This is a genomic window from Streptomyces sp. NPDC050485 (assembly GCF_044458185.1).
Lineage (GTDB): Bacteria > Actinomycetota > Actinomycetes > Streptomycetales > Streptomycetaceae > Streptomyces.
In genome coordinates, this window is record NZ_JBITHR010000041.1 from 1 (window position 1) to 19,765 (window position 19,765).

At 69.5% G+C, this 19,765-nt stretch carries 18 protein-coding genes and 7 pseudogenes; 16 read left to right on the plus strand and 9 right to left on the minus strand.

Translation table 11 applies throughout. The features are described 5' to 3' along the window. Window positions 1–37: 37 nt before the first annotated feature. The 3 genes from ACIBK6_RS39300 (at window position 38) to ACIBK6_RS39310 (ending at window position 2,258) form a co-directional block, all read left to right on the plus strand. Complete coding sequence (locus ACIBK6_RS39300; protein ID WP_399057841.1) at window positions 38–277, plus strand: hypothetical protein; 240 nt, start codon at window positions 38–40, stop codon at window positions 275–277. A 310-nt stretch (window positions 278–587) separates the two neighbouring features. Continuing rightward, window positions 588–1,832, plus strand: coding sequence for a M60 family metallopeptidase (locus ACIBK6_RS39305; protein ID WP_399057782.1), 1,245 nt, complete (start codon window positions 588–590; stop codon window positions 1,830–1,832). A gap of 129 nt (window positions 1,833–1,961) precedes the next feature. Further along, on the plus strand, window positions 1,962–2,258 hold the full coding sequence (locus ACIBK6_RS39310) for a hypothetical protein (protein WP_399057847.1): 297 nt from the start codon (window positions 1,962–1,964) through the stop codon (window positions 2,256–2,258). Here ACIBK6_RS39310 and ACIBK6_RS39315 read toward each other — a convergent pair. Together ACIBK6_RS39315 and ACIBK6_RS39320 are read right to left on the minus strand one after the other, a co-directional pair. Continuing rightward, window positions 2,188–2,397 (minus strand): annotated as a pseudogene (locus ACIBK6_RS39315) (integrase core domain-containing protein); the annotation flags it as partial. The gene ACIBK6_RS39310 and the pseudogene ACIBK6_RS39315 sit on opposite strands and share 71 nt — an antisense overlap. 20 nt (window positions 2,398–2,417) lie before the next feature. Beyond that, window positions 2,418–3,710, minus strand: coding sequence for an exo-beta-N-acetylmuramidase NamZ domain-containing protein (locus tag ACIBK6_RS39320; protein WP_399057843.1), 1,293 nt, complete (start codon window positions 3,708–3,710; stop codon window positions 2,418–2,420). 266 nt (window positions 3,711–3,976) lie between these two features. On the opposite strand from ACIBK6_RS39320, the pseudogene ACIBK6_RS39325 reads away from it, so the two are divergent. The 3 genes and pseudogenes from ACIBK6_RS39325 to ACIBK6_RS39335 all read left to right on the plus strand — a co-directional run. Continuing rightward, window positions 3,977–4,592: pseudogene (locus ACIBK6_RS39325) on the plus strand (transposase domain-containing protein); the annotation flags it as partial. A gap of 151 nt (window positions 4,593–4,743) precedes the next feature. Further along, window positions 4,744–5,842 (plus strand): annotated as a pseudogene (locus ACIBK6_RS39330) (integrase core domain-containing protein). Beyond that, entirely contained in the window at window positions 5,830–6,600 is a 771-nt protein-coding gene (locus tag ACIBK6_RS39335) for a Fic family protein (RefSeq protein WP_399057784.1), read from the plus strand. The pseudogene ACIBK6_RS39330 and the gene ACIBK6_RS39335 overlap by 13 nt, the downstream one beginning before the upstream one ends. Before the next feature lie 22 nt (window positions 6,601–6,622). Here ACIBK6_RS39335 and ACIBK6_RS39340 read toward each other — a convergent pair whose 3' ends face one another. Further along, window positions 6,623–6,970, minus strand: a complete 348-nt coding sequence (locus ACIBK6_RS39340) for a hypothetical protein (RefSeq protein WP_399057786.1) — start codon at window positions 6,968–6,970, stop codon at window positions 6,623–6,625. Between the two features lie 160 nt (window positions 6,971–7,130). Continuing rightward, complete coding sequence (locus ACIBK6_RS39345; RefSeq protein ID WP_399057788.1) at window positions 7,131–7,541, minus strand: RidA family protein; 411 nt, start codon at window positions 7,539–7,541, stop codon at window positions 7,131–7,133. A gap of 319 nt (window positions 7,542–7,860) precedes the next feature. Here ACIBK6_RS39345 and ACIBK6_RS39350 point away from each other — a divergent pair, with 319 nt between their 5' ends. From ACIBK6_RS39350 to ACIBK6_RS39360, 3 genes are all read left to right on the plus strand, one after another. Beyond that, window positions 7,861–8,415, plus strand: coding sequence for a hypothetical protein (locus ACIBK6_RS39350; RefSeq protein WP_399057790.1), 555 nt, complete (start codon window positions 7,861–7,863; stop codon window positions 8,413–8,415). A 112-nt stretch (window positions 8,416–8,527) separates the two neighbouring features. After that, complete coding sequence (locus tag ACIBK6_RS39355; protein WP_399057792.1) at window positions 8,528–9,361, plus strand: hypothetical protein; 834 nt, start codon at window positions 8,528–8,530, stop codon at window positions 9,359–9,361. After that, window positions 9,358–10,839 carry an NADH-ubiquinone oxidoreductase-F iron-sulfur binding region domain-containing protein gene (locus ACIBK6_RS39360; protein WP_399057794.1) on the plus strand — a complete coding sequence of 494 codons (1,482 nt, stop codon included), beginning with the start codon at window positions 9,358–9,360 and terminating at the stop codon, window positions 10,837–10,839. The genes ACIBK6_RS39355 and ACIBK6_RS39360 overlap by 4 nt, the downstream gene beginning before the upstream one ends. Window positions 10,840–10,902: 63 nt before the next feature. Here the strand turns inward: ACIBK6_RS39360 and ACIBK6_RS39365 are convergent. The 3 genes and pseudogenes from ACIBK6_RS39365 to ACIBK6_RS39375 form a co-directional block, all read right to left on the minus strand. Next, window positions 10,903–11,111, minus strand: a pseudogene (locus ACIBK6_RS39365) (MFS transporter); the annotation flags it as partial. A gap of 9 nt (window positions 11,112–11,120) precedes the next feature. Further along, window positions 11,121–11,912: pseudogene (locus ACIBK6_RS39370) on the minus strand (transposase family protein). Window positions 11,913–12,095: 183 nt separating this feature from the next. Then, the gene (locus ACIBK6_RS39375) at window positions 12,096–12,605 is read right to left on the minus strand and encodes an RICIN domain-containing protein (protein ID WP_399057796.1); all 510 of its coding nucleotides are present in this window, start codon (window positions 12,603–12,605) and stop codon (window positions 12,096–12,098) included. Window positions 12,606–12,844: 239 nt separating this feature from the next. On the opposite strand from ACIBK6_RS39375, the gene ACIBK6_RS39380 reads away from it, so the two are divergent. Genes ACIBK6_RS39380 through ACIBK6_RS39390 form a run of 3 tightly spaced genes read left to right on the plus strand, consistent with a single transcriptional unit; the run spans window position 12,845 to window position 13,694 of the window. Continuing rightward, on the plus strand, window positions 12,845–13,126 hold the full coding sequence (locus ACIBK6_RS39380) for a Helicase associated domain protein (protein WP_399057799.1): 282 nt from the start codon (window positions 12,845–12,847) through the stop codon (window positions 13,124–13,126). 46 nt (window positions 13,127–13,172) lie between these two features. Further along, on the plus strand, window positions 13,173–13,439 hold the full coding sequence (locus tag ACIBK6_RS39385) for a hypothetical protein (RefSeq protein WP_399057801.1): 267 nt from the start codon (window positions 13,173–13,175) through the stop codon (window positions 13,437–13,439). A gap of 18 nt (window positions 13,440–13,457) precedes the next feature. Continuing rightward, complete coding sequence (locus ACIBK6_RS39390) at window positions 13,458–13,694, plus strand: hypothetical protein (protein WP_399057802.1); 237 nt, start codon at window positions 13,458–13,460, stop codon at window positions 13,692–13,694. 82 nt (window positions 13,695–13,776) lie between these two features. On the opposite strand, the gene ACIBK6_RS39395 is transcribed toward ACIBK6_RS39390, so the two are convergent. Continuing rightward, window positions 13,777–14,115, minus strand: coding sequence for a hypothetical protein (locus ACIBK6_RS39395; protein WP_399057804.1), 339 nt, complete (start codon window positions 14,113–14,115; stop codon window positions 13,777–13,779). Window positions 14,116–14,534: 419 nt separating this feature from the next. On the opposite strand from ACIBK6_RS39395, the gene ACIBK6_RS39400 reads away from it, so the two are divergent. The 3 genes and pseudogenes from ACIBK6_RS39400 (at window position 14,535) to ACIBK6_RS39410 (ending at window position 17,538) form a co-directional block, all read left to right on the plus strand. Then, on the plus strand, window positions 14,535–15,770 hold the full coding sequence (locus ACIBK6_RS39400) for a hypothetical protein (RefSeq protein WP_399057806.1): 1,236 nt from the start codon (window positions 14,535–14,537) through the stop codon (window positions 15,768–15,770). Beyond that, window positions 15,749–16,456, plus strand: coding sequence for a Mu transposase C-terminal domain-containing protein (locus tag ACIBK6_RS39405; RefSeq protein ID WP_399057809.1), 708 nt, complete (start codon window positions 15,749–15,751; stop codon window positions 16,454–16,456). The genes ACIBK6_RS39400 and ACIBK6_RS39405 overlap by 22 nt, the downstream gene beginning before the upstream one ends. Window positions 16,457–16,572: 116 nt before the next feature. Continuing rightward, a pseudogene (locus ACIBK6_RS39410) lies at window positions 16,573–17,538 on the plus strand (TniB family NTP-binding protein). Between the two features lie 86 nt (window positions 17,539–17,624). Here ACIBK6_RS39410 and ACIBK6_RS39415 read toward each other — a convergent pair. Then, window positions 17,625–18,530, minus strand: a pseudogene (locus ACIBK6_RS39415) (IS3 family transposase); the annotation flags it as partial. Window positions 18,531–18,641: 111 nt separating this feature from the next. Here ACIBK6_RS39415 and ACIBK6_RS39420 point away from each other — a divergent pair. Further along, window positions 18,642–19,676: an ISAzo13 family transposase gene (locus tag ACIBK6_RS39420; RefSeq protein WP_399057811.1), complete on the plus strand. Its 1,035-nt coding sequence runs from the start codon at window positions 18,642–18,644 to the stop codon at window positions 19,674–19,676. Window positions 19,677–19,765: the final 89 nt, after the last annotated feature.

Here is a 19,765-nt window from a genome sequence, read left to right on the forward strand (position 1 = left end):
GCTGGGCGATGGCTGACCACATGAAGGCGTCGCTCATATCGGACGCACTCGACATGACGGCACGGAACATCGGCCTCGTCGACGGCTGCATATTTTCGAGCACCCGGTCGCAGGCCCGCTGACCCTGGACTGGCAGGCCCTGCAGGTCGCCATGGCCCCGGATCAGACCCTGGTCGTCTGCACCCCGCCCCCGGGCGACTCCGACACCCGCACGGGCCTGGACTTTCTGACCGCCTGGTCGAGCACCCTCACGGCCTTGATGTCGGGCGGGGTGTAGTCCCGCATCGCCTGGAGCACCGCCCTGCGGGCGGCGGTTGTCGCGAGAGGGTCGAGGGTGTCCGTGGACAGGTCTTGAGCGGGTTTCGTTACACCGTCGCCGGGCGACTGTCGTGTCCCGTTCCTAGGGTGGAAGGCACGGCCGCCGCGGGCGCAGCCGTGCTGATTTCTCCTGCCGATCCAGAGTCCGGAGCACGTCCATGCCCTACGCAGCTCGTGACCGAATGTCGCAGCGTCTGGTCGGTGTGGGTGCGGCCGCTGCTGCTCTGGCGCTGACGGCAGGGGGCTGTACCGGGCAGCAGGGGCCTTCCGTGCCGCGCGCGACGAATGACGTGCGGGAGGCCGTGACGGGGGACCGGAAGATCACCCTGGCGGCGCTGCCGTCCGCGGAGGCGGAGCAGGAGCGGCTGGGGCGGACGTTCAAGCTCGCGGACTTCCAGCCCACCGGCTGGTACGTGCCGGCGGGGAAGCCGGTGACGGTCACGGTGGAGCGCCCGCAGGGGGCGCCGGAGCCGGAGCTCGTCGTCGGCACACCCGCGCTGGGCGGCTCGGAGGCCGAGGTCCGTACGTACAAGCTGAACAAGTCCTCGACGACGGTGACGGACCCCAAGGGCGGCAGCCTGCAGATCCGCTACACCACGCCACCCTCCCAGGCGTCCGCCCCGAAGATCACCGTGTCGCTCGGCGAGGGCGCCGAGCGAATTCCGCTGTACGTGCCGGGGCGCACCACCCCCGAGCAATGGCGCCAGCAGCTCGATGCGGCCAAGGACGCTCCGGTGGCGCAGCTGTTGAGCAGGCACACCGTGGTGAACACCAGCGTCGCCAGCGCCCGGAAGTACGCCGCCGAGGACGTCGCCGGCCTGCTGGCCACGTACGACAAGATCGTCGAGGCGGAGGACGGGTTCAGCGGCCAGCCGGGCAGGGGCGGCCCCGACCGGGTCAGCCCGCTCCTCTACTACATCGCCGAGGGCAAGACCGGGGAGAACCCCGATGCCACCGACTTCCGGGTGCACTGGCCGGCCGACCTCATGGAAGAAGCCCTCACCACCAAGGGACTGCGCGCCAGCTGGGGCATGTGGCACGAGCTCGGCCACCTGCACCAGCAGGCCGCCTGGGACTGGGAGCAGACCGCCGAAGTCACCGTCAACCTCTACTCACTCGCCGTGGAGCGGGCATTCAAGACCGATCCCCGCCTGACCAAGGAACACGCCTTCGAGGCGGCACGGCCCTTCCTGGCCCGGCCCGACAGCGACCGCGTCTACAACAAGCTGGATGATCCCTGGACGATGCTCGCCATGTTCGAGCAGCTCCGGCTCGCCTTCGGCGACGACCTCTACGCCAAACTGCATCAGGCCACCCGCAAGGACCGGCCGCAGCCCGCCGACGACCCCGAACGGATGCGCTACTTCATGACCGCCGCGTCCAAGGCCGCCGGAGCCGACCTGACCGCCTTCTTCACCCGCTGGGGCCTGCAGCCCGACAACAGCACCCGCACCGCGATCGCCGACCTCGGCCTGCCCCAGCCCGACAAGGACCCCGCCGCCCTCTCCTACTGAGCTTGTTCCTTATCCTCGGGCCTAGCCGCATGGTCACTCTTTGGAGTGATCGCAGGGTATGAGAGCGGCCTTCGTCGTGATCCTGAACTCTGCGACGAGATACCGGAGTTCACCAGGAAGGCCGTGGGGATGAGTGTGCTGCCGCCGGTAGGCGAACGGGATGTGTTCGCGGAACTGTCACGCTTTCGGACGGCCTTCTACGAGTGTCTGTCCGCGCGGGCGGACGCGTTCTTCGAGCTGACCGACGCGTTGTTGTGTGCGGATGGCCCGACCCGGACACCGGTCGAGCTGTCCCTGCTCGCCGAGCACCAGCGCGGCTACGGCTCTGCGCGTGCCGAAAAATCATCCGCCCTTGTCATGCGGCATCTCGGTACTCGTGGAGAGTTCCGCCGAGCCGGTCTCGCCGGCGGACGTCGAGGTGTGTGACGTGGGCTGGCAGGTTGATCGGTTCGGGTAGTGGGCGAAGCGGCGCGGCTTGTCCCAGGGCTCGGTGTGGCCGGTGCTCGTTGTAGTGGGTCTCGAACTCACGGAGCGCGTGGAGGACGTGGCTCCGGTTCCAGATCAGCCCCGGCCCGCCCCGGAATCTCATGTGTACTGCAGGTAGTTGGCGCGCACGGTGGTGAACGCGGCAAGGTCGTCCTGCCACGAGGAGACGACGTCGTCGATGGAGGCGCCATTGTCGATCAGGTGGCGGACCTGGTCGGTACCGGCGAGGTGGTCGATGTAGTGGTCGGGGAGCCAGGCGAAGTCCTTGTAGGTCTGCTTGGCGGTGACCAGGAGGGCGATGCCGGTGCGGACGGGGTCGTAGGCGGTGCGGTCGTGGACGTGGATCTGCAGGCCGCCGACTTCCCTGCCGTGGTGCTTGTCGAAGGTAGGGGTGTAATAGGCCTCGCGGAAGTAGACGCCGGGCAGCACGAGTTCGCTGACGGCGGCGGCCCAGGATCCGTCGAGTCCGGGGGCGCCGAGCATTTCGAAGGGGTGGGTGGTGCCGCGGCCCTCGGACATGTTGGTGCCCTCGAACAGGCAGGTCCCGGAGTAGACGAGCGCGGTGTCGGGGGTGGCCATGTTCGGGCTCGGCGGCACCCACGGCAGGCCGGTCACGTCGTAGAAGTCCGCGCGCCGCCACCCGTCGAGTTTCACCACCTCCAGGTCGACCCTGCGGCCGGCGGACTGCGGGAGGAACTCGCCGTTGTAGAGCAGAGCGAGTTCGCCGGTGGTCATGCCGTGAGCCTGGGCGATGGGTTCGCGGCCGACGAAACTGGCCTGGTCCCTGTGCAGGACGGGGCCCAGCGCGCGGCGTCCGGTGACAGGATTGGGGCGGTCCAGGACCACGAAGCGGCGCCGGGTCATGGCCGCTGCGACCATCGCGTCGTACAGGGTCCAGTTGCAGGTGTAGAAGCGGGCCCCGCAGTCCTGGAAGTCATAGACGACCGTATCGATGCCCGCCTTGTCCAGCACGTCGGCCAGGGCCGCGCCGCTCTTGAGGTAGGTGTCGTAGATGGGCAGGCCAGTGGGCTTGTCGACGGCATCCCCTTCGGACTTCCCGGCCTGCGGGTTCCCGCGGTAGCCGTGCTCACCCGTGAAGATCGCGGTCAGCTGCACCCGCGGATCGGCATGCATGACATCAACAATGCCCCGCATATCGCGGGTGACGCCGCTCATGTTGGTGAGCGCCCCGACCTTCTGGCCTGCCAGCAGCTCGTACCCGTCGGCTGCCAGCCGTTCGAAGCCCGGCCGCACCCGCCCAGGTGCCCCATCCGAGCCACGGCCGACAGGGGCCGCACTGGCAGCGGGACCAGGTCCCGTGGCGAGCACGGTCACGGCACCAGCCGCGCCCGCCGTAGCGGTAGCCAGGAAGGACCTGCGCGAAGTCAACACAGTCACGCACGGTAGTAGCGTGTGCAGCGCGCGCCGGACGCGCCGCGCCGATGGGCACGGCAGCGCATCAAATGCGGCCGCCAGCAGATGCCTGCCGTGGGCGAGCACGACAGGTGGAGTTCCCCCAAGGCCGGGTAGTTAGCGTTTTTGCAGGTCACGCAAGGAAGTTGAGGAAGTCCTGACACGCAGCAACGGAGCTCGTTGGTACAGGCAGTCGTCCAGGACAGCTTGTTCCCGAAGGAGCTCCGTTGCCCGGTCATTGTGTCCTGCCGTCGCCGCTGGCGACCATCACCCGTACGGTCACTGTGGCCGCGCGTCGGTTCGCGCCGGGTCATCTGGGGGAGCTGACGCCGGTCGTGCCGTTCGAGCTGGTCGATGCCGTCTTGTCGGAGACGCGGACCGTGCAGCGGCGGCTGCGGGATCTTCCCACGGGTCGGGGTCTACTTTCTGCTGGCGACGTGCATGTTCCCCGAGGTCGGCTATCGGCTCGTGTGGGCCAAGCTGACGGCCGGCCTGTCGGGGATGCCGGTTGTCCGCCCGAGCACGAAGGCACTCCGTGATCTGCGCCGCCGACTCGGCAGCGCGCCGGTGCGTGCGTTGTTCGAGGTGTTGGCCGGGCCGTTGGCCCGGCCAACCATGCCGGGGGTACGGTTCGGCCCGTATCGGACGGTGTCGTTCGACGGCTGCAGCTCGATCAAGGTGCCTGACAGCGAACGCAACCGGGACTGGCTGGGGCGGTGCCCGCATGGCGGGTATCCCCAGGTCGAGCTGATGACGCTGGTCGAGACCGGCACCCGGGCCGTCATCGCGGCGGTCTTCGGCCCCACCCGGGAGGGCGAAACCTCCTACGCCACCAGGCTGTTGCACCAAACGGCAGGAGGAGACGTTTACTGACATGGTCGCCGCCGCAGCCGGGATCATCCTTGGGCAGCGAGGCCGCGGCGTGTCCCGCTCGAAAATACGATTCGGGGCTGTGGCCTGCTCGTTTGCTGATCCTGGCGACGCGCTTCGAGCGTTCTGGGACGATCTGCGGATGTCGCTGTCGGTCGTCGCTGCGCTGGTCCGGAATCTGATCACGGTGCCCGCTGCTGTTCTGCGTAGCCGCGTGTCCAAGGACGCGGAGGTGTTGGCATTGCGGCATGAGAACGTGGTGCCGCGCCGTCAGATCGCCCGGGTCCGGTACGAGCCCGCCAACCGGGTCTGGCTCGCCGCACTCTCCCGGCTAATCCCTCGGGAGCGCTGGCGCCGGGTCTTCGCGGTCACCCCCACCACACTGCTTGCCTGGCACCGTCGACTCCGCGCCCGCACGTGGACGTTCACCCAGCGCCGCCCCGGGCGACCTTCCACCGCGCCCATCGTCAAGCAGCTCATCCTGCGCTTGGCCCGCGAGAACAGCACCTGGGGCCACCGGCCGATACAGGGCGAACTCACGCGCCTCGGCTACCCGATCGCCCCGTCCACCGTCTGGGAGATCCTCCACGCCGCCGGCATCGCCCCCGCACCACAACGCTCCGGGCCGACCTGGCACCAGTTCCTCACCGCCCAGGCCCACGGCATCATCGCCGCCGACTTCCTCCACCTCGACACGTCTCACTCAAGCGCCTGTACGCCCTGCTCTTCATCGAGCACGACACCCGGCGCCTCCACCTCGCTGGCGTCACCGCCCATCCCACCTCCGCGTGGACCGTTGTCAGACCGTCCAGCAGGCCAGGAACTTCGCGATGACCCTGGGCTGCTGGATCGACTCGCTGCGCTTCCTCATCCGGGACCGGGACGGCAAGTACACCCGCTCCTTCGACGCCGTCTTCGAGGCCCACGAGGTGGAGATCCTGCTCAACCCACCTCGGGCACCGCGAGCGAACGCGATCTGCCAGAGAGTCGTGGGCACCCTCCGCCACGAGATCCTGGACCGCATGCTGATCTACAACGAAGCCCATGCCGTGGCAACGCTGACCGAGTACATCCGCCACTACAACGGGCACCGCCCCCACCAATCCCGGCAGCAGCTACCCCCGGACAGCGACCAACCACCCACCCCAGCCACCGCCACCGACCTCCAGACCCACAAGATTCGACGACAGTCCGTCCTCGGAGGCCTTACCGGGTCGACGCCGCCGATGTGGCCGACCTGATGGACGGCGAGCGCGAGGGGGTGGACGCGAGCGAGGAGAACAAGACGGAGACGCTCGCCTACCAGCAGTCCATGACGTGCATCCAGTCCCTGCACGACGTCGAGGACTTCCGCTACAACAAGGAACTCCTGAACGCGCTGCACTGGATGCTCCAGGGCCACCACCACCCGCTGAAGGCGGCGGGCCAATGGCGCAAGACCTCCATCCGCATCACCGCACCCGGCGACGAGCTCGCCACCGACTACGAAGGCCCCGACCAGGACCTGGTGCCCGGGCTGATGGGCGAGTTCGTGGACTGGCTCAACGACGGTGACCTGGACCACCACGTGCTGATCCGGGCGGCGATGGCGCACCTGAACCTCTGGTCCCCCGAACGTGACACTCTGCCGTGGATCAAGTTCAGCCTCCTCGCCTACCACCAGCAGGCCCAGCGGGTGCAGTTCCGCGTCGACCGCTCCAACGGCTGCTGGATGCACCTCATGGATGCCAAGGACGAACTCGGCCTGAGCGAGCGGCAGATGACCGCCCTGCACGAAGTGGCGATGACGGGGCAGGTACGGCGCTCGCGCTACGAGAGGGCCGAAGCCATTAACACCCAACAGGCCACCCGTGATCTCCAGGCCCTGACCAAGGCCCAGGTCCTGACTGCGGTCGGTCAGACCAAGGGCCGCCACTACACCGCCGGCCCGCGCTTCCCCCAGGACGTCCTGGCCACCGCCCGGAGGCCCCACACCATCGTCGATCCGTACGCCGCGTAACGAGCGGTCACTCCGTCAGTTGTCAGTCTGCGGCGGGGAGTTCGCGCCCGATGAGCTTCCCGCGGGGGGTGAGGGTGAAGGCAGTGGGGTCCATGTTCGTGGAGCCGTGGGCGTCCTCGCCGTACGCCTTGAGCGTGATCGACTCGGCCTTGCCCATGTGGATCTCCGCCTCGGCGGCGTGCGCCAACGTGTTGACACGGATGTGCGCCGACCAGTGCAGCACCTCTTGGGACCGCCAGCTGCCCCAGGTCGCTTCGGGGAGAAGGCCCGCCGCCGGGCCCTGCCGGACGGCAAAGACGCCGGCTAGCAACACGGTGGCCAGGACAAGGTAGATCGCCGTCGCGCGAGACGGGCGGCGCAGGGCGGGCATGGAGGGCTCCTGTCGGTCGACGGCGGCCGGTTCGCGGCGCACCGCCCGGGGGAGAGACGGCTGTGGGAGAGAGCGCGTTCCCGATCGGCGGCGTGACCGTCGCAGCAATCCGCCTGTGGCTTGGCTCCTAACCCACCGAGGAGTGTGCAGTACCCCGGCATCACCGGACGAGTCCGATGGCCTCAATCTCGATCATCCACTCAGGGTTGGCGAGTGAGGAGACCTCTACGAACGACTCCGCGAGGTGCGGCTTGTCCGGGAAGTGTTCCGCGCGCAGCGTGGCGAAGATGTCCTGCTGTGCGATGTCGGTCACGAACACAGTCGCCTTGACTACGTCAGTGAGGCTGGAGCCTGCGTTTGTCAGAACCGTCGACAGATTCGCGAGCGCTTGGCGGGCCTGCGTCTCGAAGTCCCCGGCGCCGACCGTGGCTCCCTGGGCATCGATCGGTGCCTGCCCTGATGTGAAGACCAGGTTCCCGACCCGGACGCCGAGCGATATACCGGCCGACTCGTACCAGTCGGGTTCCGCGGAGACGCGCACACGCTCGGCGGCAGGCTGTGTAACGGACATACTGCTGACACTCCCTCAAATCTGCACGCGCGGAGCCGGGCAGCTGTGATCACCCCGGCTTGATCGACAGCCGCGAGATCCTGAGATTCATTCCCGAGGGCTTGCAAGCCCGCTTCGGCACAGCTCGGGCGACAGTTGCCCACGTACGCGGGCGCGACGAGGACAGCTGAGCTCGACGCAACCGTCGGTGGCGTTCGGTCGTGGCCTACCGCGGTCCTCAGATGATCGGCCCGCGTTGTGACCAGGGCACGCCAGCGGTCGCGCGTGACCTGCTGGCCGTCGAGCCGGCGTGCGCCCGAGCCGGGTCGGGAGGCCGCACATGCCCACACTCAGCATCCACTTCGATCCCGCCGTGCTCGCCCACCTCGTCAAGGCCGGCGGAGACGACACCGTCCATGTCACCCTCTCGCCGGGAGGCGGGGACCGGGGCAGCGCCTCTGAGGCGGAATCGCTGATCCCGCACGGGCCTCTCGCCGACCTCATGAAGGCCGGACTGTGCCGCACCGGGGCCGACCCGATCCACACGCGCAGTTCTCCTGCCGACTTCATCTCCGCAGTCAGCCGACACCAGCTCCCCCGGCCCGCCGGTGTCTCGGTGTCCGCCGATCCGAGCTCCGCGAATACCGCACTCTTCGTGATCGCAGTACTGCTGGACCAGGCGATCGCCTTGCCCGGGATCTTGACACTGCCCGTACCTGCACGGGTGAGTCTGGTCACGTCGCTCTCGGCGACTACTAGGCACGGTCGTTGGCGACAAACTGCCACCTGCGCCCGGAAAACCGGTGTCGATGCCGGGGTCGATACGGTCGTGGGCCGTATCAGGAGCGGTTGGCACGGGGCTGGGTCCGGGCTAACGATGTGCCCTGCCGTGTAGTGCCGCCGGTGCCACACGTCCCGGCGATGCCCCCGACGTGGGCATGCGGAATCCCGATCCGGTCCCGCCACGGCTTGGCTGCGCGACCCGAGCGCAAGGAAGAAGGTGCCCCATGTCCAGCGTCGCCCTGCTCGCCCGTCCTGGGCTCGGCGCCGCGTCGGCCGCAGCAGTCGGCCGGACGATGGCCTTCCTGGACTACTTCGCCGGCGTCTTCACCCTGCTCTCGCTGACCGCTGTGGTCGCATGCGGGCTCGCCGCCACCGACCGGCTGGTGTTGACCCCCCGACTGCGGGTGGCCGTGCAGTCGGTGCACCGGGCGAGCGCCGTCGCGGCGCTCGGCTTCCTCGCCATCCACATCGCGGTCAAGGTCGTCGAGCGGCACGCCGCTCCGCAGACCGCGGTGGTCCCCTTCACGGGCGGCACCGCCCTCGCAGCGAGCCTGGGCACCATCGCCGCCGACCTGCTCGTCCTGATCACGGCCACCGGTGTGCTCCGCGGCCGCTTCGCCGGCCGCCGCCCCTGGCTGTGGCGGGTGCTGCATTCGACGGCATACGTCTGCTGGCCGATCTGCCTGGCGCACGGGCTGACGGCGGGGCGCAAGGCGCACGCGTGGGTGCTCTGGGGCTACGGCCTGTGCGCGGCCCTGGTGGCACTCGCACTGCTGGTCCGTTCCCTTTCCCATCTGGGCCGCCACCGGACCCGGAGCCGACGTCTGCGCGACGCCAAGGCATACCGGCCCGCTGCCGTCCGCCCGGCCGCGCTGTCCGCACTGTCCACGCGCTCCCCGCGCCCCACGACCGGCGCCCGCCCGATCGCCTGGCCCGCAGCACCGACAACGGCGACCCGCCAATCCGCACAGAGTAACGGCGTACCCAAACAGCCGAAGCACGCCAGGCGACCAGGGCACCGGCCGCTCCGCCTGGCCCAGCCCGGAAGCAGCGAATGAAGAACGCCCCGCTGAAGCTGCCCGAGGTGCGCTGGGTGGATCCGGGCCGGCTGACCGCTGGCCTGGACCGCCATCAGCGCATGGACCTCTCCACCCACACCCGTGTCCACCCGCCACTCCCCGAACCGGACCAGGAGGATCTGCTCGCCCTCGCCGAGGCCGTCGGACTGTCCGGCCGCGGCGGCGCCGGCTTCCCGTTCGCCCGCAAGGCCCGGGCCACGCTCGCCGCCGCCGACCGCACCGGCACAGCGCCGGTCATCGTGGTGAACGGCGCGGAGGGCGAACCGGCCAGCGCCAAGGACAAGATGCTGCTCGCCCGTGTGCCGCACCTGGTACTGGACGGCGCCTGCCTGGCCGCGGCCGCGTTCGACGCCGAGGAGATCGTGATCGGCGTCGCCGCGGGCAGCCCCGGCGAGATATCGGTCCCGGCCGCCCTCGCCGAGCGTGAACTTCCCTGCCCGGCCCGGACCGTATCCCTGCCCGAACGCTTCATCTCCGGCGAATCCGGGGCCCTGATCCGGGGCATCAACGGTCGGCCGGTGACACCGGCGCCGCTGAAGGCCCGCGCGGCCGACGGCGCAGCGGGCGGGGTGCGCCGCCGCCCAACGCTGCTCTCCAACGCCGAGACCTGGGCCCAACTCGCCCTCGCGGCCCGGCTCGGACCCGACGCCTACACCGCCGTCGGCACCGCCGCCGAACCCGGCACGATCCTGCTCACCGTCAACCGGCCAGGCGCCGATCCGCTCGTCGTCGAGGTTCCGACCGGCACCCAGCTGGGCCCGGTACTGGACGCCTGCGGCCTCCAGCCGGGCGCCGGAGTGCTGGTGGGCGGCTATCACGGCGCCTGGCTGCACCCATCGGAGGCCGCTGACGCGCCGCTCTCCCGCGCCGGTCTCGCCGCCCTCGGCGGGACCCTCGGTGCGGGCGCGATCATCGCGCTCCCCGACGACACCTGCCCGCTCGGCGAGACCGCCCAGGTAGCGGCCTGGCTGGCGGCCGAGTCCGCCGGCCAGTGCGGACCGTGCAAACGCGGCCTGCCCGAAGCCGCTGAGGCGCTGGCCATGCTGGCCGCCGGTGCTGTCGAGCCCGCGGAACTGGAGGACGCCCGGCGAGCCCTCGGCGCGGCCCAGGCCGGTGGCGCATGCTCGCACCCGGACGGCACGGCCCGCTTCCTGCTCACCGCGCTGGATGTCTTCTCCGAGGACGTCGACGCCCACCTGTCCGGCCCCGGCTGCGGCCGCCCCGTACGCGGAGTACTGCCCCTCCCACCCGCGAAGGGCGCCCGGCTCGAGGTGGACTGGTCCCGCTGCACCGGCCATGGTCTGTGCGCCGTGCTGGCCCCCGGCCTCATTCGCCTCGGCCCGCACGGCTACCCCACCTCCGCCACCATCCCGGTCGCCCCCTGGCAGGAGCACGACGCCCGCCGCGCCGTCAACCAGTGCCCGGCCCTGGCAATGCGTCTCCGCCGTCGCGTGTGACGCCCCCTTGAGGACAGGGCACCTGCACCTACCTGCCGCGCGGGGCAGGCGAGTCTGAATTCGCGTGGCCGCCCAGGCGGTGATCGCCTGTACACGCTCCTTGCGCGGGAACATGGCCACCAGCATGGACAGCGTGACGGGCATGAGAGTGCGGCGCCGATGCCCATGATCGCGCGGGCCGCGACGACCGCTTCGGCGCTGTCCTCCAGGCTGCCCATCACCGATCCGGCGCCGAAGATCACCAGCCCGGCGATCAGGGCCCCTCGGCGACTGAGGGGTTTTCATCCTGACGCGGCCGCGAGGTGGAGGGTGAGGACGGCCTTGACGACCGCGGTGATGCGGTTGGTGCTGCAGCGCAGCTTGCGCAGGAGGCGCCAGCACTTGAGCGTGGCCATGGCCTGCTCGCCGACGCAGCGGATCTTGGCGTGGGTGGTGTTGTGGCGTCGTTGCCACCGCTTCAGGCGGCCTCCCTTGAACGGGACTCGGACGTTCCGGGCCGCACCCTGATACGCCTTGTCGGCCCAGCACTTGAGGTCGGCGTCGACGAGGGCGTCGATGATGCCGTGCTCGCGTGCCACCGTCAGGTCATGCGTCGCGCCGGGCAGCGCGGGCGAAGCCCACAGGTGCTGACCGAACGGATCGGTCAGCACCTGAACCTTCATGCCGTGGTGCCGCTTCCTGCCCGAACAGTAGGGCCGGTCGGCGGCGATCTCCCCCCAGCCTTCGGCCGGGAGGTGCCCCCAGTCGATCGGCCGCACGGTGCCGTCCAGGATCACGTACGCCTTTGAACGAGCCGTCACCATCTCCTCGTCGAGCGTCGGCGCGAGCACGGCCAGGACCTCGATCGCCTCGCGGACCTAGCGGTACACGGTGGCGATCCCGATACCGAACCCGGCCACGAGCTGCGCGTACGTGTCTCCGCAGCGCAGGTGGGCCAGCGCGAGCAGGGCCTGGCGTCCCGGAGTCAGTCGCCGCCACCGACTGCCTATCTCCCGGCGTCGTGCCGCCAGTTCCCGGCTCAGGTGGCGTAGGTGCGCAGTGGACAGATCGATTGCCGACGGGTAGACAAGCACACGGAGCTCCTGGAACGACGGTTGATCTTGGTCGACAACTCGTCTACCAGGGAGCTTCGCCGTTCTGCAGATCCGTCCAACTCACAGCCACTCTCGCCAGGTTGGAAGGGCCTCACTGATGACGCGTGCGGGGGCCGCCGCCCTGTGACGGGTACTGCATGCCCGGCGTTGCGCTTCGTGATGTCAGAGGTACCAGGACTGGTCGTTCCTGCCGTTGCAGCCCCACTGGATCGCTTCGGCGCCCTGGCCGTTGCTGCCGTTCATGATGCCGAGGCACTGGCCGGACTTCTTGTTGACGAAGCGGTAGGTCCCGGTCTGCGGGCCGTTGTAGACCATGTGCCACTTCTGGTCGTCGTTGCCGTTGCAGCCCCACTGGATGGCGCGGGCGCCCTGGGCGGTGCTTCCGCCGTCGATGCCAAGGCATTCGCCGTCATTGGAGTTGGTGATGGTGATGTAGATGTCGCCGGCCCCTTGGAAGGACCACTTCTGGTCGTCGTTGCCGTTGCAGCCCCACTGGATCGCTTCGGCGCCCCAGGAGCTGCTGCCGTTCAAGATGCCCAGGCACTGGTTCGAGTTGAAGTTATGCAGCGTTGAGGGCGCGGCCATGGCCGAGGGGGCGGCGACGAGGGCAGCGGCACCCGCGAGCGCGAGGCCTGCCGAAACGGCGCTGATTCGTCCAAGGATGCGTGTCATGGAGATGTCCTTCTCAAAGTGACGCAGACCAAGAGATCTGCGTGCGTGTGCCGCGCCCGCCGTGCCGTGCCTGTGAGACGTCGTGCCTGGCCAGACGTTTGGTGATGGGACATCTGTAGCAGCGCGTGACGCGCGTCCCGCCGTCTCAGGGGTGTGAGATCGTCCCGACTCCGTCCCGAGAAGAAGCTGGGACGCTGCATGGGATGTCGTGAGCAGCCGCAGATCCAAGGCAGGGGATCGTGTGGGACACCGCCGACGCCCAGTTCGCCGAGAACCTCGCGGCCGCGCGCGCCTACTACGCGGAGGCCGGCACGCTGGCCGCGCCCCGGCACGCCACCGCGCTCGACAAGCCGGTCGGGCAGTGGCTCACCAACATCCGCCGCCCCGGCGGACTCGGCAAAAGACCCAGCCCGCGCCGAACGGCGGGCCACCCAACTCGCCGCGGTCGACCCGGAATGGAACCCGGCACTGCTACGGTGGTCGGTGGACTGGCAGCGCCACTACGCCGGCGGCTACCCTGAGGGGTAGCAGCGGCACGTGCCGACGACCTTCGAGATGGTTGTGATCATGGGTAGCGACGACTGGACCCCGGACTCCATCGCCCATGCCCTGCCGGACGCCGGCATGCGCATGGAATTCCTGCGGCAGCTGAACACCACGCCGCTGTCCGGGCTCGCGGCACTCGGCGAGAAGTGGGTCAAGGTCATCAAGGACCTCGAAGGCGCCGTCGACCGCGCTCGGGAGCTGCACGCCTACCAGCAGCAGCACGGCGGGCAGCTGCCCAAGGAGTACTCCGACGTCACCGCGCTGATCGTGGAGAGCCGGGCCGCCTGACCCATGTACCGCCTCTACATGGACTCCCAGATCCATGCCGTCTACCGCGATCTGCCCGACAAGGCCCGCGTGCGCGTCGCGCAGTTCCTCCTGGACTCGGTCAATGATCCCCGGGCCGCCACCAGCCCGTACGGGGATGTTGATGACGGGCTGATGCGGCTGTGGGCCGCCGGTGACCTCGCCATCGTGCTCCTGATCGGCGACCAGACCCGCACCGTCACGGTCCTGAGCATCGCCTACGCGGGGCTCGGGTAGCCCGATTCCTGGGGTGAGCGACATCTTGGGGGCGTGAACCGGCAGCCGTCTCACGGCAGTTACGTCCGGATCGCGGCCGCGTTCAGGCGTTGCTGAGGATCACCACCAGCGCGGTGCACTCCGCCAGGAGCTGCACGGCGAGGGCAGCCTGGCGCACCCGCACCATAGGCGCCGCCAGCGCGGCGGCGAAAGCCAGGCATCCCAGGCCCACGCTCCAGTCGAAGAGCCACTCGGGCATCGACGAACCGCATTGCTCCCCATAAGTCATGCAGCGCGATGCCCGCTCAGAGGCGAGGGTCAGCACCCAGGTGACCAGTGCGGCGGGAAGGAAGAGGAGGGCGGACAGGGCAGCCCAGAGGCGGCTGTGATCCGTGGCCTGGTCAGCGGCGGTCTGGGACGAGTGCGGTGCGGTGCCATTCATGTCCTGATCCAATGCCCGCGGCCCGGTGCGGCGCACCGGTGCGCGTACTCATCCGGCGCGGTGAAGGTACTCAGAGCCGCAGCTTGGCGTGCGGTCTCGGGTATCACGCGGCCGTCCGCGCAGGGTGCCGCACACCGGGCACCGGCAGGAGTCCTCGTTGCGGCGTTCGTGCAGGCCCGGCTGCCAGGCCAGCGCGGTGGGCATGCGGAGCACTCGGGGCGGCCGTGAGCAGGCGTTCCGCCTGGGCCGCGGCCTCACGGCTTGCCAAGGCCGGGATTCCTGGGCGCCCTGGTGGTCGCAGGGTGGGTGCCCGGGTAAGGCGGGCCTGGCGGTCCGCCGGTTCGCGATCGGACGCGACGACGTAGGGATGGCGGGTGCGGCTTCCGGGGATCAGCGCGAAGGATCTGGATCTTCTGGGTGTGTCCATGCCCGCTCTGCGGGAGTTGACGGTCGCACTGACGCTCGGCGGGCCGAAATACCACCTCCCCCGGCACGAGGAGTCCTTCCGGCTCGGTGGCGGCTGCCGTCACACGAGGTCGCCCGAGTTCGCCCGGCAGGTCGGGCTGCTGGAGGTGATCGGGGAGATCTGCAAGCGCTGCTACGTCACGCTCCCCGATGCCGCCCAGGCCCTGTGGTGCACGACGGCACTCGTCGCGGGGCACGCCGCCGAACTGGAGAGCGTCCGCCCGGCGCCGGAGATGACGTCGTGGCTGGGCTGCTACGCCCGCTATGCGGCCCGTCTCGCGCCCGGTGACGAGGCCTTTGTCGATCGGGAGCTGGACCGGGCGGCAGCGGACGCGGTGCTGGCGGACGATGCGGCGGAACTGCACGATGCCTGGCGCCGGGTTCTGGCCGACCGGGCGGCGTTCTTGGAGCAGTGTGCCGCGGCCTGCCCCCGCATCGAGTCCTTCAACGGCACCCGCCAGGCAGTCGAGCGCGCCGAGGAGTCGCCCGAGCTCGCGGCCCTGGAACAGGTCACTGCGGACACCGGCCTCTCCCGCGCCTTTCTCCGGGCGCAGGACGTGCGGTCGGTGGTGTGCACCACGTGGCTGCAGGCCCACTCGCGCGGTGCCGGTGCGGCCCGCGCGGCCCGGCTCGCTGATGCCGCGGTGGCACGGCTCTTGGACAACGTGCGGGTGCGCGATGTGTCCGTGCTGCCCGAACCGGCGCTCACCGGCGGCCAGTTCGCCTCTCCTGCGCTGTGGGCGGATGCGGAGCTGGCCGCATGGTGGCCGAAGCTGGTGGCGGCGGCCTGCCGGCGGCTGGAGAGGGAGTTCGAGACCCAGGCCAGCGCCTCCGAAACCCGGCTGCTGCTGATCAACGACTGGCCGCTCACCCACGACCGTGATGCGGGCGTGGCCTACCTGGCCGCCTCCGCGCGGTTCGGCCCGGCCCTCCCTTACGGGATCCGCCGCGACCACGGTTACCGAGCTGTGCTGAAGATGACCGCCACCGGCCCCTCCTACGCGGTGGTGGTCACCAGCACCTGCCCGGCTACACCGGCTCCGACGTCACCCGCCGCGGCAGGGACGTCGCACGCGAAGCGTGCTGCAGCGTCGCCCAGTTGCGGGACCTCCTCGACGAGTGGCTCGTGCACTGGCACCACCGCCCCCACGAAGGCCTGCGCCACCCGGTGCTGCCAAAGGTCGCGCTGACACCGAACCAGATGTGGGCGGCTCTGGTCGCAGTCGCCGGATATACGCCGGTCCCGTTGAGTGGCAGCGACCATCTGGAACTGCTGCCGGTGAGGTGGCAGGCCATCACCGAACGCGGAATCCGCCTGAACCACCGCACCTACGACAGCGACCTCCTCAGCCCGTATCGCGGCCAGCTCTCCCCCATCACCACCCGCGGCGGGAAGTGGGAGGTCCACACCGACCCCCACGACGCACGCCAGATCTGGGTCCGCCTCCCCGACGGGCAGCTGGCCGAGATCCCCTGGATCCACCGCGAACACGCCCACCACCCGTTCAACGACCGCACGTGGCACTACCTCCGCACCACCCTCACCCGCCACCCCGACACGGACCAGCATGAGGCCGAACTCGCTGATGCTCTCGACCAGTTGATGCGCCGCGCCCGCACCGGACAGGCCACCCGCACCGAGGAGAACCTCCTCGCCCGCAGCACGCCCACCCGCACTCCCCCGCCACCATGCCCAGAGCGCGACCAGCAGGAGCAGGACCTCAGCGAAACGGCCCCCGGAGCAGACGAGGACAGTCTCGATGCCCTCGACGACAGCCCCGACGAGGAGGACGCCGACGACGAGTGTCCAGACAGCCCTGCTCCCTTTCCCGGGTACGGGCTCTACGACGCCCAGGCCGAGGCCCTCACATGGTAAATCCCAGCCGTCCTGCCACGGAAGACGCCCAGGCGAAGCGCAGCGGCACGGACACGACGAGCAGGGCTGGCGTGAGCGCTGTCGTCGGCGAGGAAGCCGCCAGCGAGTCGTGGCCGGTGACCACCTGGCAGGGCTGGCAGCGCTTCGCCACTACGCCGCCCCGGTCCCGCCCGGACCCGGCGCCCCTGCGCGCAGCGACGACGAACGCCTCGCCTACCACTCCGCGTTCGTCACCGTCCGCACCCCGGCCCTCGACACCCTCACCACCAGCGTGCGCACCCTGATGATCCTCGGCCGCCACCAGCAGACCACCGCCCGCCCGTCTTTGATCGTCACCGGGCCCGCAGCCGCCGGGAAAACCACCGCCCTGCTCCACGTCGGACAGACCTGCCACCTCGCCCACACCCACCACCACCCGCCACTACCCGGGCAGGCACACACATCTGTGCCGGTCGCCTACCTGCTGGTCCCGCCCGGCGCGACCGCGAAAACCCTCGCCGCCGAATTCGCCCGCTACCTCGGCATCCCCGTCACCACCCGCATGACACAGGCCCAGATCACCGAAACGGTCTGCCACACCTACAACAAGGCCGGTGTCCGCCTCGTCCTCATCGACGAAATCCACCGCCTCAATCCCCGCACCACCACCGGCGCCCAAACCGCCGACCTGTTGAGGGACCTCACCAAACGCATCCAGGCGACCTTCGTGTACGCGGGCATCGATGTGACGGGGACAGCGCTGTTCTCCGGGGTGCGCGGCGCACAACTCGCCGGACGGGCCTCCCTGATCGAGTGCGGAGCCTTCCCCGCACGCCTCGGTACACACCAACCGTTCAGGGAACTGATCACGGGCTTAGAAGCAGCACTCGATCTCCACGCACACCCGGCGGGCACTCTCCCCCGCCACGCGTCCTATCTCCACCAGCGGACCGCGGGACGGATCGGGAGCCTGACCCGACTGATCCGCCAAGCAGCGATCACCGCGATCTGCGACGGCACCGACCGCATCACCAACCATGCTGGACGCGATCCGCCTCGACCACCTCACCAAAACCCAACAACGCCCACAGACACGGCGCTAACCCCACCCCCGCGACCAGCAAAAGCACCACCCGAGCCATTAGACGCAGACGCTACACAGGGCCTTGACTCCGGAGTTTGAACACGTCTATGCGGCTCGGGCCAGGGTAGTTGATGTTGAGTGGAAGGCGTTCACGTAGGCGATCGGTGATCGCTGCCCGAGGCGGGAATGCCGGCGTCGGGTGTTGTATCGGGACAGCCATCGGAAGGCGTCGAGCCGGGCCTCGCGCTCGTTCGACCAGCCTTTTCGCCCCTTCAGCGTTTCCCTTTTGAAGGTCGCGTTGAACGACTCGGCGGCGGCGTTGTCCGCGCTCGACCCGACCGCGCTCATGCTCTGCCGAACCCCCGATGACCTGCAAACTTCGGCGAATTGACGGCTCGTGTATTGCGAGCCGTGATCGGTGTGCATCACCGCCCCGGCCAGGCTCCCACGGGTCCGTATCGCCGCCGTGAGGGCGTCGGTGACGAGTTCGGTCCGCATGTGATCGGCGATTGCCCACCCCGCCAGGCGCCTGGAGCAGAAGTCGATGACGGTCACGAGGTAACAGAACTTCCCGCCACCGACTGGCAGATAGGTGATGTCGCCGACGTACTTCGTGTTCAGGGCCTCGGCGGTGAAGTCATGCCCGATCAGGTCCGGTGCCTTTGCCGCGGCCGGGTCCGGGACGGTGGTGCGGTGCCGGCGCCGCAGACGGACGCCCTCGATCCCGATGGTCCGCATGATCCGGGCGACGCGCTTGTGGTTGACCACCGGCCCGCCCTCGTCGCGGAGTTCGGCGGTGATCCTCGGGGCGCCGTAGGTGCCGTCGGAGTCCTGGTGGGCCTTGCGTATCCGGGCGGCGAGCCGCTCGTCGGCGGCCTGGCGGGCCGCCCGCGCGGGAGCGGTGCGGTGCCAGTAGTAGAAGCTCGAGCGGGCGATCCCGAGGATGGCGCAGAGCCGCTTGACGCCGTATCGGCGCTGGTGATCGTCAACGAACTGGCAGCGGTTCAGGAGTCGTAATTTGACTACTGCCGGATTCGGGCCAATATCTCGGTTCTGTGTGATGGTTGGGCTGTTGTGGCGATTACGGATGAGGTCCTGGCGGTACTGGATGCGAAGTTCGCGATGGTGCTGCCGCATCTGGACGAGCGGCAGCGTCGTCTGTATCTGGCTTCCGAGGCCGAGTCTCTGGGCCATGGAGGGATCGTGGCCGTGGCCAGGCCGGCGGAGGTCTCGGAGTCGACCGTCGCGCGAGGGCGTGAGGAACTCGCGGGCGGAGCAGAGGCGTTGGGGCAGGTGCGCAGACCCGGCGGTGGGCGCAAGTCTGCTGCCGAGAGTGACCCCGGCCTGGTGGTGGCTCTCGAGTTGTTGATCGAGCCGCGTGAGGTGGGCGACCCGGTGTCCCCGCTGCGCTGGACCACTGCCTCGCTGCGGGACTTGTGCCGGGAGTTGACCGATGCCAGTCATCCGGTCAGCGCGCCGGTGGTGGGCAGTCTGCTGCGTGCGATGGGTTTCAGCCTGCAGGGCATGGCCAAGACTCGGGCCGGCAGCCAGGTGCCCGACCGAGACGCCCAGTTCCGTCACATCAACACCGCCGCCGAACGCTTCCTGGCGGAGGGCCTGCCGGTGGTGAGCGTGGACACGAAGCAGAAGGAACCGATCGGCGACTTCGCCCGGCCCGGCCGCACCTACCGCCCCAAAGGCGAGCCGATCACCGCTCCGGACCATGACTTCATCGCCCCCGACACCCCGGTCGCCATCCCGTACGGCATCTACGACCTGGGGCGCGACAGCGGCTGGGTGAACGTGGGCACCGACCGCAACACCGCCGCCTTCGCGGTGGAGTCCCTGCGCCGCTGGTGGAAGATCCAAGGGTGCCTCGACTACACCGGCGTGGACCGTCTGCTGGTCACCGCCGATGCCGGAGGGGCCAACTCGGCCGACTCCCGCCTGTTCAAGATGGGCCTGGCCGACTTCGCCGACGAGTGCAGACTGAGCATCACCGTGATGCACTTCCCGCCAGGTACTTCAAAATGGAACAAAGTGGAACACCGGCTGTTCTCCCGGATCACCCACAGCCTGCGCGGACAGCCTCTGACCAGCTACGAAGTGCTGCTGGAAACCATCTCCGCGACTCCTCGCGTGCGGCCGGAGCCCTGAGCGCGCCGTCCGGCGCCGGGCTATCCGCCCGGCCGAACGGACCGGCCTCGCCCGGATGTGCACCCAGGATCGGGGCACCGCCCTGCTGC

What these genes read in the sequence shown, in the direction of transcription:
- ACIBK6_RS39420 (WP_399057811.1), top strand. Translation starts at nt 18,642, where the DNA reads ATGGTGCTGCCGCATCTGGACGAGCGGCAGCGTCGTCTGTATCTGGCT.
- ACIBK6_RS39350 (WP_399057790.1), top strand. Translation starts at nt 7,861, where the DNA reads ATGCCCACACTCAGCATCCACTTCGATCCCGCCGTGCTCGCCCACCTC.
- ACIBK6_RS39395 (WP_399057804.1), bottom strand. Translation starts at nt 14,115, where the DNA reads ATGAATGGCACCGCACCGCACTCGTCCCAGACCGCCGCTGACCAGGCC.
- ACIBK6_RS39310 (WP_399057847.1), top strand. Translation starts at nt 1,962, where the DNA reads ATGAGTGTGCTGCCGCCGGTAGGCGAACGGGATGTGTTCGCGGAACTG.
- ACIBK6_RS39385 (WP_399057801.1), top strand. Translation starts at nt 13,173, where the DNA reads ATGGGTAGCGACGACTGGACCCCGGACTCCATCGCCCATGCCCTGCCG.
- ACIBK6_RS39345 (WP_399057788.1), bottom strand. Translation starts at nt 7,541, where the DNA reads ATGTCCGTTACACAGCCTGCCGCCGAGCGTGTGCGCGTCTCCGCGGAA.
- ACIBK6_RS39360 (WP_399057794.1), top strand. Translation starts at nt 9,358, where the DNA reads ATGAAGAACGCCCCGCTGAAGCTGCCCGAGGTGCGCTGGGTGGATCCG.
- ACIBK6_RS39355 (WP_399057792.1), top strand. Translation starts at nt 8,528, where the DNA reads ATGTCCAGCGTCGCCCTGCTCGCCCGTCCTGGGCTCGGCGCCGCGTCG.
- ACIBK6_RS39375 (WP_399057796.1), bottom strand. Translation starts at nt 12,605, where the DNA reads ATGACACGCATCCTTGGACGAATCAGCGCCGTTTCGGCAGGCCTCGCG.
- ACIBK6_RS39340 (WP_399057786.1), bottom strand. Translation starts at nt 6,970, where the DNA reads ATGCCCGCCCTGCGCCGCCCGTCTCGCGCGACGGCGATCTACCTTGTC.
- ACIBK6_RS39390 (WP_399057802.1), top strand. Translation starts at nt 13,458, where the DNA reads ATGGACTCCCAGATCCATGCCGTCTACCGCGATCTGCCCGACAAGGCC.